11 protein-coding genes are annotated in these 11,449 nt (G+C 49.0%); 8 read left to right on the plus strand and 3 right to left on the minus strand.

Going from position 1 to position 11,449, the window contains the following annotated elements:
• Window positions 1-398: 398 nt before the first annotated feature.
• Together I2D94_RS00695 and I2D94_RS00700 are read left to right on the plus strand one after the other, a co-directional pair.
• Window positions 399-752, plus strand: coding sequence for a BlaI/MecI/CopY family transcriptional regulator (locus tag I2D94_RS00695; protein WP_195395251.1), 354 nt, complete (start codon window positions 399-401; stop codon window positions 750-752).
• Window positions 753-762: 10 nt separating this feature from the next.
• Window positions 763-2,244: a M56 family metallopeptidase gene (locus tag I2D94_RS00700; RefSeq protein ID WP_195395252.1), complete on the plus strand. Its 1,482-nt coding sequence runs from the start codon at window positions 763-765 to the stop codon at window positions 2,242-2,244.
• 257 nt (window positions 2,245-2,501) lie between these two features.
• Here the strand turns inward: I2D94_RS00700 and I2D94_RS00705 are convergent, their stop codons facing one another.
• Window positions 2,502-3,521 carry an Ig-like domain-containing protein gene (locus tag I2D94_RS00705; RefSeq protein ID WP_195395253.1) on the minus strand — a complete coding sequence of 340 codons (1,020 nt, stop codon included), beginning with the start codon at window positions 3,519-3,521 and terminating at the stop codon, window positions 2,502-2,504.
• Window positions 3,522-3,816: 295 nt separating this feature from the next.
• Window positions 3,817-4,302, minus strand: a complete 486-nt coding sequence (locus I2D94_RS00710) for a hypothetical protein (RefSeq protein WP_072685435.1) — start codon at window positions 4,300-4,302, stop codon at window positions 3,817-3,819.
• 334 nt (window positions 4,303-4,636) lie between these two features.
• On the opposite strand from I2D94_RS00710, the gene I2D94_RS00715 reads away from it, so the two are divergent.
• The 4 genes from I2D94_RS00715 (at window position 4,637) to I2D94_RS00730 (ending at window position 7,963) form a co-directional block, all read left to right on the plus strand.
• Window positions 4,637-4,837: a DUF1146 family protein gene (locus I2D94_RS00715; RefSeq protein ID WP_072685436.1), complete on the plus strand. Its 201-nt coding sequence runs from the start codon at window positions 4,637-4,639 to the stop codon at window positions 4,835-4,837.
• A 42-nt stretch (window positions 4,838-4,879) separates the two neighbouring features.
• Window positions 4,880-5,518: a M23 family metallopeptidase gene (locus I2D94_RS00720; RefSeq protein ID WP_006057935.1), complete on the plus strand. Its 639-nt coding sequence runs from the start codon at window positions 4,880-4,882 to the stop codon at window positions 5,516-5,518.
• A gap of 136 nt (window positions 5,519-5,654) precedes the next feature.
• Window positions 5,655-6,644: a rod shape-determining protein gene (locus I2D94_RS00725; RefSeq protein WP_006057934.1), complete on the plus strand. Its 990-nt coding sequence runs from the start codon at window positions 5,655-5,657 to the stop codon at window positions 6,642-6,644.
• A gap of 59 nt (window positions 6,645-6,703) precedes the next feature.
• The gene (locus I2D94_RS00730) at window positions 6,704-7,963 is read left to right on the plus strand and encodes an MraY family glycosyltransferase (protein WP_195395254.1); all 1,260 of its coding nucleotides are present in this window, start codon (window positions 6,704-6,706) and stop codon (window positions 7,961-7,963) included.
• 173 nt (window positions 7,964-8,136) lie between these two features.
• Here the strand turns inward: I2D94_RS00730 and I2D94_RS00735 are convergent, their stop codons facing one another.
• On the minus strand, window positions 8,137-9,012 hold the full coding sequence (locus I2D94_RS00735; protein ID WP_072685438.1) for a LysR family transcriptional regulator: 876 nt from the start codon (window positions 9,010-9,012) through the stop codon (window positions 8,137-8,139).
• A gap of 107 nt (window positions 9,013-9,119) precedes the next feature.
• Here I2D94_RS00735 and I2D94_RS00740 point away from each other — a divergent pair, with 107 nt between their 5' ends.
• Together I2D94_RS00740 and I2D94_RS00745 are read left to right on the plus strand one after the other, a co-directional pair.
• Complete coding sequence (locus I2D94_RS00740) at window positions 9,120-10,526, plus strand: MATE family efflux transporter (RefSeq protein WP_229056703.1); 1,407 nt, start codon at window positions 9,120-9,122, stop codon at window positions 10,524-10,526.
• Between the two features lie 304 nt (window positions 10,527-10,830).
• Complete coding sequence (locus tag I2D94_RS00745; protein WP_229056704.1) at window positions 10,831-11,406, plus strand: hypothetical protein; 576 nt, start codon at window positions 10,831-10,833, stop codon at window positions 11,404-11,406.
• The last annotated feature ends 43 nt before the right edge of the window (window positions 11,407-11,449 follow it).

Consider the following 11,449-nt stretch of genomic DNA (forward strand, 5'->3'; position numbering starts at 1 on the left):
ACTATCGTGATTGAAAGAGTAATCGACATAGGCGATCGTCCTGGAAAGATTTATGAATCATTCAGGTCATCCATGAGTTCAACTTTGTTGGAATTTATCCTTTGTGCGATGAGTCATGAGCTGTTTGACTGGATGATCACTCTGTCTTCTGATCATGAAGCGCCACCTTCCTGTAAAAAAATTAAACTACCGCTTGTTTTCAGACGGATGAATTTAATCTACACTGGAGTAAATCGGTAGTTTTTTTAGTGTTCTCTATAAAAAACTTTCCTGCAGGAAAAGAAAAGGATTTTTATTGAGATTGACTAGACTATTACAATCGTCTTGACATCATAAGACTATTGTAGTAGTCTTTATTTAACAAGAAGACTATTGAAGTAGTCTGAAAGGAGGACAGGATGAAATTATTCGATTCTGAATTAAAAATCATGGACGTCTTATGGCGGAAAGGCAAAACACCGGCAAAGGAAATTGCCGATGAGCTGGGCCAGAGCATTGGCTGGAATAAGAATACGACGTATACCGTGATCAAAAAATGTTTGGATAAGGGCGCGATTTTGCGCACAGAACCCAACTTTCAATGTGAGGCGTTAGTCCGCCGGGAAGAGGTTCAGAAAGAGGAAACCGTGGAGCTGATCAATAAAATGTTCGGTGGAAGCGACGAGCTGTTCTTTTCTTCCTTCTTAAAGAATAAGGGACTCAGCGATGAAAAAGCCGACGAACTTCTGAAGCTGATCGAAAAGATGAAATGAGGAAAAAATCATGTGGATTATTAAAATGAATATGCCGCTGGTGCTGATGAGTTTGGTCGGGGGCGGAATGATCGTCATCGTGGTGCTGCTCAAAAAAATATTCGGACGGTTTCTGCCGAAACGGTTGTTTCCGCTTTTATGGATCTGCGTCCTGATTCGTCTGCTTCTTCCCTTTTCATTATCGACGCCGTTCAATCTGACTTCACTGCCTGACTGGAAGCTGCCGGTATTCTTTGAACGGTTTGCGGAAAGCACAGATGTGATTGTACAAGCCGGGACAGCCGGTCAGACTGCGGAAACAAACGTAACCGAGGATCGGCAAATTGCTTATACAACGACTAACGAAGTCACGCAGTCAGCGCTTCCGGCATTGCAATGGAATTGGGCGACAATTCGCATGGTCGGAACGCTGCTTTTGGGAGGATTTTTATTCTGGCGCTATACCCAGACACGCCGCAAATTTGACGATAGTATTTTGATCGAAGACGATGAACGGGTCAGCTCCATTCTGGAAGAACGAAATGTGCGGGCGGAAGTATATCTCAACGATCAGATTCAAGGTCCGCTGGTTTCCGGCGTGCTGCGTCCGCTGATTTTCCTGCCCGCGAGTCTGGATTTCCGGGATTCGGAACTGCTGCGAAACATCCTGCTTCACGAATGCGCGCATATCCGCCGCCGGGATAACCTGATGAAGCTGGCCGCATTGCTTGCGCTCTGTATCCACTGGTTTAATCCGCTGGTCTGGCTGATGGTCAACTGGATCAGCCGGGATCTTGAGGAAGCGTGCGACGAAACGGTGCTGACGATCCTGGATATCCAGCAGCGTCAAAGCTATGCCCGGGCGCTGATTCAGATGTCGCGCAAACGTCTGAAATTTGCCTGGAACTACTGTGCGTTCAGCCGCAATGAAGTGGAACGCCGGGTCCGCAGCATCGCTGCCTATAAACCGTTGAAGAAAATTATGACAGTCAGTTGTCTGGGCCTGCTGGTCTGCTTTACCATGATCACCGCGGCGGCAGCCCAAACCCCGTTTTCCTCAGAGCTGTCGTCCATGTGCTATAGTGCGGACTCCCGCTTTATGCTGGAAGCGGAACTGACGCGGGATCTCAATCTGCCATCGACGCAGGAAATCCGCAGCCGTGCCGATCAAGCCTTGATCCAGGTATTGCGCCAGAATCCGCAGGATGGCCTGAACGCTTTGAAAGAAAAAGCCGCAACCGCGCTGGCTGCCGAATTTCACGCCGAGCCGCGGGCCTTCCATATTGCCGCTTATCTTAACTTAAGGGAGGAGAAACTGAATCAGGAATATCGGGAACATGAGCTGATCTATGACCACGAAGGCTATACTTACCAGGGAAAAAAGGTCAGAGTGATGGAGGACAAAATGGCCGGCCTATACTCAATGCAGAGCGATGGTCAGGTTGACGTCTATATTGAACGCGATGACCACGGCCAGATCGTTGATCTGAAAATCTACAGGGTTCAAGATTAATTTGTCTCTGATTCAGAAAGGACACTTTGGGACAGGAAAGAATAAGTTTTACATCGGAGTTTTTACGCTGATTAATTTTAAGAAAAGGATAAGATAAAAGGATAAGATAAAAGAAAACCAGAATGCAAATTGATACGTACAATGACAAGGATACAAAGTCCGTATCATTATTTGGAAGCAACAGGCATTCTGGTTTTTATCATGATTTTAGAAAGATGAATTTCGCAGTCTATCGACACAAGTCAATAAGTTAAGTTTTAAGGTTTGCATGTCTTGCATGGGATATAGCCCATGTTGATCACTTCTTCTCGATCACCATGATAATCCCAACGATTACTGCTTTTTATGGTTTTGACGTGGCGGCAGCTTGGATAGTGAAATTTCATTGTATTTGTATTTAATACATAATCCGCACTCTCACTTTGATATCCTTGCTGACTTGAGGATTCCGATTCCAGGACAATTTGTTTTTCGCTGACGGCAACGGTAATATAATCTTCCAATCCATCACCTTCAACATGGATTTTGGTTGTCCCTGCAGCGACGCCATTGACATTGCCTTGAGAATCGATCGTTGCAATTTCTTCATTATCAGAATAATAGTTTAAATAAGAAGGTGTATTCCCGCCGCTTGAACCATACTGAACATAGGTGCTGACAGTATCCCCGATTTTGATTTGCCAGGCGTTGCTATAATAAGAAGTATTTGCGTATAATAAGAGGGTTTGAGGAGACTGTGCCGGTTCCGGCGTCGGCGCGGGAGTTGGAATCGGGGTAGACTTGACTGCCGCCGGTGAAGGCGTTGGCGAAGGGAGCGAACTTGCAGCGGGCGAAGTGGATGAAGTTGGAGAACTCTCTCCAGCTTTCTGTTCCTGCTCCTTTTCTGCTCCGTTTGAAACATTTTTTTCTTCTTTCTGCGATTCATTGAAATCGTTGACCGCAAGAGCATCGGGTTCCTGAGTTGCCTCAACTGTAGCGGCAGGTGTGGCAGCGGCGGCCGGTTTATCTGTGGAAGGAACATTGGAAAATAAGATCCCTGAAAAGAACAAAAGAAGCATAAGAACAACAGTCAGACTGGGTTTGACTCTGTATTTCTTCTTTATTTCTGCGATGGATTTGATCGGGGCAATGAACAAAGCTGCGAAAATGAACAGGACTGTTGCGAATAATCCACCTCCGGAAATAAAGTTGGCCAGAGCTATCAAGACAATGAATGCAGCGAGGATTCCGGTAAAGCAACGTAAAAGAACGGGGCCTGGCGATGATTTCTTTTTCATTAAAATGAACTCCTTTCATAAAGGCCTGGAATATAAATTTATTATATCATTAAACATTCTTTACTCTAATTAATTTGAAAGAAGCAGGGAAAATGAGTCCTCGTTTTGTAAAACAGGGAAAAAGTTGTTTCATTAGCGTGATCAAGGCTCAGAAAGAGGACTGATGAAAGGATGTTAAAAATAAATCAGCAAGCTGAAAAGAATAAAAAACAGGCATATTGCCTGATGTGATATCGGAAAACCCGCGGTTCAATTTTTTGATCTGATTTTCATTCTTTGATAATCATTTATCATTTTATCGGTAAAGCAGAATCGAAGGAAATAAGAACAAATACGGCGCCGTCAAAACCGCCAGAACTAACGCCGCTTTGCGCTTCTCACTGAGCGACCAGTCCAGCTTGCGGAAACTGATTTTGAGGTTGAAAAAATAAATCAGAGCTCCTGCTGTCGCCACTATCAGCGCAACAAGCAGAAATCCGGCAAAGTTGGAAAATGGATTAAACTGCATTGCGTAGGGAAACGGATCGCTCAAAACGGTGGAGAGAATAAGCAATATTGCGGCGCCGATGAAATCCGCCAGATAACCAAACGCAAAGATCCCAGGAAAGCTCTTTTTCCAGGCTGAAACGAAAGACTTATGATTCATCTTGCAGCCCAGCGCCAACACCAGCGAATCAATCGCGGCGTTCCCAAGGAATGTGATCAGGAAAAGCCAGGTGGAAGGAATAAACAAAAAGAACCAGATGGGAAACAGAATATTATAGAAGCGATCTTTTTTCATAAGCTCTCCTTTACTGAATCAGGCCATTGCGCCAGCTCTGGATTTTCAGCAGCGGCGTATCATTGCCTTGTGAAGATTCCGGTTATCTCTATTATATAAGGAAAAACGATGTGAAGGAAGAAGACCGGCGAAACGTAAGAAAATCGTAATGGGCCGGCATGAATCACTTACCTTTTTATGCCGGCAAGGAAACCAGAGATAAAAGTAACGTTTGACAGCCAGCCTCTTAATCCAGTATGATGAACGAAACAAGACTGTTCGCTGCCGCTTCTGAAAATGAGATTTTGTCCGCTGGAAAAAAGCGGAAGCGGCAAAGAGGGAAAGGAAGGATCTTATGGAAGCGATCGTTCGTGTCGTTGTGCATCTGGCCTGTTTTGCGCTGGCACTGTACGCCATGCAGGCCCTGAACTATGAAAAACTGATCCGCAAAGGGCGCGTCGTGCAGGCCCAGCTGCTGTATATTCTGACCGCGATGTGCATCGCTTTGTTAGCGGCGCAGTTTTTACTCAATCTCGTCATCAAGATCCATGTATAAACAAAAAGGATAGGGACATACTCACCACTAGAGGTGAAATCCATGTATATGTACGAAAAGAAAAGTACCAAAGGCAAAGCGACAGCCGTGATCTTGATGACGATGATTCTGATTCTGATCTCCGGTTTCTTCATTGCCAATTCCACTTTATTCAACAACAAACCCGTCCTTCCGGTCAATCAGCCGGACGCCGTGGCTTCCCTGCATATCCCGGTCGTGCTGCCGGCAGACGAAACCGTCGCCGCGCCGTTTGCGATCAACGCCAAGGAAGTCCTGCATTTCTTCGATAAAACAAAAAGCGAAGACGTGCTCAGTCAGGCCGTTACGGAATTTGAAGGCGTGTATCGTCCGAATCAGGGACTCGATTACGCGTATGACGGCAAAGTCTTCGAGGCCACGGCGATGCTTGGCGGAACGGTGACGGAAGTCAAAGAAGACGCGATGTTCGGCAAGAGCGTCACGGTGAAAACCGGGGAAGATCTGGAAATTACCTATCAGAGCTTATCCCAGGTATCGGTAAAAAAAGATCAGGTTGTCAATCAGAATGATGTCCTTGGCCTGGCAGGCGAAAACATCTATAACAAGGATCTGGGAATCCATCTTCATGTCGTAGTGCAGAAGGACGGTAAGCTGATTGATCCGGCAACGGTCATCGGCATGAAGCCGGCTGAAATAAAATAGCACTTCGGTGCTGTTTTTTTCTGACAGGTACGCGCTGCGATAGCCCTTGAAATAGTTACAAATTCATTAATTCTGGTGTTATTTTAAGGAGTTGTGTTATAATGTTTGTGTTTACACGAGATGCGGAGGTTGGTTTATGTTGTTTACCAAAGAAGTAGGTATCGACTTAGGTACCGCGAATACATTAATTTACGTTAAAGGAGAGGGCATCGTGTTGAACGAGCCTTCCGTTGTTTCATTAGATGCAGAAACGAAGAAGTGCCTGGCTGTCGGCCAGGACGCGAAGGAAATGCTGGGCAGAACGCCGGGCCGCGTCAGTGCGATTCGTCCGTTAAAGGACGGCGTCATCGCCGACTTTGAAGTTACCGAGCTGATGCTCGAGCATTTTATCCGCAAGCTGAAACTCAAGGGAATGTTCTCCCGTCCGACGATTCTGATCTGCTGCCCGTCGAACATCACGTCCGTCGAACGCAACGCGATCCGGGACGCGGCTTACCGCTGCGGCGCCAAGCGCGTTTACATCGAAGAGGAACCAAAGGTTGCGGCGATCGGTGCGGGTCTGGATATCGCCAAGCCGACAGGCTCGATGGTTCTGGATATCGGCGGCGGAACGACCGACGTTGCGATTCTGTCCCTGGGTGAAATCGTCACCAGCACGTCCTTAAAGATTGCGGGCGATAAGCTCGACCGCGATCTGATCAAATATGTAAAGGAAAGCTATAAGCTGTTGATCGGCGACCGCACTGCGGAAGAAATCAAGAAGCGCATCGGCACGGCCTGGAGAGGCAGCCGCAGCGATTCGATGGACGTCAGCGGCCGTGACCTGGTCACCGGTCTGCCGCACACGATCACGCTGAATTCGGAAGAAACAGAACTGGCCATGCGTGAAAGCCTGCAGGACGTCGTCCGGGCCTGCCGTACAGTTCTGGAACAGACACCTCCGGAATTGAGTGCGGATATCGTCAGCCGCGGCGTAGTCTTAACCGGCGGCGGCGCGCTGCTGCAGGGGATCGATCAGCTGCTGATCAACGAGCTGAACGTTCCGGTGTATGTCGCTGAAAACGCGCTGTCCTGCGTAGCGGAAGGCACGGGCGTCATGCTTGAAAATCTGCATCTTGTTCGCTAGTAACCAACAATATCGCTGATTCAGCGATATTTCTTTATCGTAGTCTGGGGGTACTTTCAATGCTGCATTTGATTGAAGGCGCCTTTCCGTTCTTTGCGCTGCCGTTTGTGATTTCTCTGATCTGCGTACCGATTGCCAAGCGCATCGGATTCGCCTTAAAGGTGTACGCAGTGGAAAACAATCGAACGGTTCATCACGGAAAGATAGTGCAGATGGGCGGTCTGGCCGTTTTCGTCGCCTTTATGATTTCAATGGCCTGTTTTTTGAAGGCCGACTCGACCATCAACGGGATCCTGATCGGAGGCTCGGTGGTCTTTTTGGGCGGCTTGCTCGACGACATGATCAATTTGTCGCCATTAAAAAAACTGTTGTTTGAAGTCGCCGGGGCGCTGATCGCGATTCTGGTCGGCGGCATCGGCCTGACGTCGATCACCCTGCCGTTTGGCATTGAGATCAATATGATGCCGTTTTCCTTTCTTGTTTCGTTTATCTGGATTGTCGGCGTGACCAACGCGATCAACCTGATCGACGGACTGGACGGCTTATCGGCAGGCATCTGCTTTATCGTCGTCTGCACGATCGGCTTCATCGGTTTCTTTATGGGACGCCGGGATATTCCGGTGATCTCCTTGATCCTGGCGGGTGCGATCGCCGGATTTCTGCCGTACAATTTCCATCCGGCGTCGATCTTCCAGGGCGACTGCGGGGCGTTGTTCCTCGGATTCACGCTGGCCTGTCTGTCGCTGCTGGGGTTTAAGACGACGACGTTCATCACGCTGGGCTTCCCGGTGATCATTCTGTTCGTTCCGATTTCCGACACGCTGATCGCAATGGTGCGGCGGAAGCTGAGCGGCAAGGGGATCATGCAGGCAGACCGCTCGCATTTGCATCACATCTTAATGTATAAGCTGAAACTGGGACACCGCAACACCGTGCTGGTGCTGTATCTGGTGACGGCGCTGTTTGGCGGCTGTGCCGTCTTGAGCTATTTTAATGAACAATGGGGCATGATCATGCTTGTGTTGCTGACGATTGTGGCCGAGATCTTTGTGGAAGCGACCGAAATGATCAATCCGAAGTGGCATCCGTTATTGGGACTGTGCCGGCGCCTGACGGGACATCCGAAGAAGAAGGCGTTAGTCGAGGAAACAGATCCGAGCGACGCCAGCGAAATCCTGAGTGAAACAGAGTCCGATGCGGAGCATACGGAAGCAAAGGATCAGGAAGAGAAGGGGCCGGCAAAGACAGAAGCCTCGAAAGAGGAAGAGCCATCGGATGAAAATGAAGCAGATTCCGAGAAGAACGAAGACCTGAAATAAAAGGAATAAAAAAGACACGGAATTGGAAGGGGTTTGCGAACTTCATGAATTCCGTGTTTTTAAATGCATAAAAACTGTTTTTTTTACGGTGGGGAAAGGCAGAAGAAAGGCAAAAGAAAGGCAGAAGAAAGACAAGAAAGACAAGAAAGACTGTTAGCCGTCAGCCATTTTCGTTAAGCTTCAAACAACGCTTCGAAATAATGAATGAGATAATGATAAAACGGATGAATCAGGGCTGTCCGGGCGCTGTCCTGCGGATGCAGGGAGATTCTTAATTCCCGGGCACATTGCGGACTGGCTATCGGAATCAGCTTCACGTCTTCGCCGATGGCTCCCCAGGTATGTTCGGGCCAGAAACCGATGCCGCTGCCTGCCCCGATCAGATTGCGCACCGTTGCCGGGCTGTCGCTTTCAAAGATAATTTTCGGCTGAAAGCCTGCCGCCTGACAGAATTGATCGCAGATCTTCCGGAATTTCCGGTTTCCGGCCAGACAGATAAAGCCTTCTTCCTTTAACTCTTTTAAATCAATGGAGCTCAGCCTGCTGTAAAGGGAGGCAGAAGGAACCGCAAGCAGAATCGGTTCCCGGAAAGAAACGGAATTGTCCACTTGGTGCGAAACCGCTGGCAGTTCTGTCAGCGTATCGACGGATAAATCACAAATTTGCGTCAGTTCATTCTGCATGATGGAAAACAAGATTTCCGAATGATCATGTTTATAGGCGATCACGGCGTCCGTCACAGCCCGGGAAGCCGCCAGGACATTGATATGCAGCGTGCAGGCACTGCGCTGAGCCAGCTGCCGCATCTGCTCGGGGATCTGATCTAAAGCTGACAGAGGTTCGCGAAGCATACCGTAAAGCGCACGGCCATAGTCCGTCAGCACGATGTTGCGGCCGCGCGAGGCAACCAGGGGAATGCCGAGTTCATCCTCCAACCGGTGAATTGATTTGGTGATCGCCGGTTGTGCGACGTGCATCCGTTCTGCAGCCCGGGTCACGTGCTGAAGCTCGGCCACGGCGGCAAAATAGCGTAGCTGGGTTAACTCCATAATTCTTCCTCCTTTCATAACGGTTTGTTATTAATTCGATCAATATTAACTATTACTTATTATACATGAACGGTGCTATACTTGGAAAGTCTGATAGGGGGTTTTTTATGAATAAGGATTTAACCGTAGGGAAACCGGCGGTTGTGCTGTGGAAATATTCGCTTCCCCTTTTCGGGAGTATTATTTTCCAACAGCTTTACAACATTGCCGACAGCTTTGTGGCCGGCCGCTGGATCGGTACGTCGGCCTTGGCGGCCGTGGGAAATTCCTATGAAATTACATTGATTTATATCGCGTTTGCGTTTGGCTGCAATATCGGCACGTCAGTCGTTGTAGCGCGGCACTTCGGATCGAAAAATTATAACCGGCTGAAGACGGCGGTGACGACCTCGCTGATCACCAGCACGGTGATCGGACTGGCGCTGACCGGGCTGGGCTTGATCGGCGCGGACTTCCTGTTGAAGCTGATTCAGACGCCGGCGGAAATCTTCGGGGATTCGTTAGAATATCTGTTAATTTATCTGGGCGGCTTCCTGTTTCTTTTAATTTACAACATTGCGACGGGGATTTTTTCAGCGCTGGGTGATTCGCGGACGCCGTTTTATTTCCTGGCGGTGTCTTCCGTTACGAATGTGTTTGTCGATATTCTGTTTGTCGCGCAGCTGAACATGGGCGTGGCTGGCGTAGCGTGGGCGACGTTTCTTTGTCAGGGCGTTGCGGCGGCCGCGGCGTTGACCGTCGTGTTGAAACGGCTGCGAAGTCTTCCGGAAAGCGGAAAGGCGCCGCTGTTTTCCACTGTTTGTCTGAGAGAGCTGACGCTGATTGCGGTGCCGAGTATCTTACAACAGGGCTTTATTTCCGTTGGCAATATCATGATTCAAAGCATGATCAACGGCTTTGGCATGGCGGCGGTGGGCGGCTATTCCGCGGCGGTGAAGCTGAATAATATGACGATCACTTCGATTACGGCGATCGGCAACGGGATGTCCAATTATACGGCGCAGAATGCCGGGGCCGGAATCCCGGAACGGATTGAAGCGGGACTTTCGGCTGGAATCAAACTGGCGGGGATGATCGCGCTGGTGTTCGCTGGGTTGTATTTGGCGGCCGGTCCGACGTTTGTCGGCTTGTTTATCACCGACGGCAATCAGGCGGCCTTATCCGCCGGCGTGATGTTCTTGCGCATCGTTTCGCCGTTCTATCTGGTGATCGCAGTGAAGCTGATCGCGGATGGAGTGCTGCGCGGAGTGAATCGGATGAAGCTGTTTATGACGGCGACGTTGACGGATCTGGTTATCCGCGTTGTCTGCGCTGGTCTTTTCTCAACGGTTCTGGGGCTGGGCTTAACTGGAATCTGGCTGTCCTGGCCGGTTGGCTGGCTGATCGCAGCCACAATGTCGGTGTCCTTCTACCGTGCGGTGAAGCAGCAGCGCTTCGATATCCCGCAGGAAGCGATCCAGCCGGAAATGCCGGCCGAAGAAACGGCGGCGGAATGGATCGAAAGTGAAGCATAATCCAAACTGAGCCAGATCTGAAATAACACTGTATATTCTGATTTTCAAGATGGAAACCTGATGCAATGATTCAATCCCGCATCGGTGGTGAACGCTTTCTGGATTTGCGTTGCCGCCGGTAAAGGGGATTGGATCGGAAGTCAGGTTTTTCTTTTGGAACCGGATGAGGTTGAATTAATTTTTCTGCAATACTTGTGAGCGGCAGGCAGGAAAATTCGTATGCAGAAAAAAAGTATTCTCGCAAACCGAGAAGAAAGCAGGCAAAATGCGAAATCGGGCAACATTATAATCAGGAAGGTGAAGAATGATGAAAAACAACCTGATGCTTGAACGTCCGGCTTTGAATTTGTCGCCGATTTACAGTGAAGATCCTTCGCTCAAGGAACAGTGGGGAGCGTATCTCTCATTAAAGGAAGAAGAATTTTCCGCGCTGTCGGTCCGGCAGGCACATTGCCATCTGGTCAGCGAAGCGAACTGGCTCAACCGCAAGGATGCCCGCAGCTGTGTCCAGCTGGGCGTGAAAGCGAAGATCGGCGATATCTGTTACATCGACTTTGGCCAGGCGTATCTGAATGAAGCGGGTTTTCAGCACTTCGGCGTGATCCTGTCCTTCTGCAATGGCAAAGCGTTCGTCGTGCCGATGACGTCCAATCCGGTAACCTATAAAATGGCGTATGATCCGATCGAATGTCCGAACGGCCGCCGGCATCTGATGCGGATTGGTCTGATCGAAGGCATGAAGAAAGAGTCGGTGCTGTTTCTGAACGACTGCAAATACATCAATACCGCCCGGATTATAGACGTCAAAGCGACGATCCCTGAAAACAGCGCGCTGTTCCGTCATATTGTCAACCGCGTCAAAGAATGCCTGATGCTTTAGAAATTGAAAAGAACTGGAAGATTCGACAGGGTTTTCAGCGAAG

It is taken from the genome of Holdemania sp. 1001302B_160321_E10 (assembly GCF_015552275.1).
GTDB lineage: Bacteria > Bacillota_I > Bacilli_A > Erysipelotrichales > Erysipelotrichaceae > Holdemania.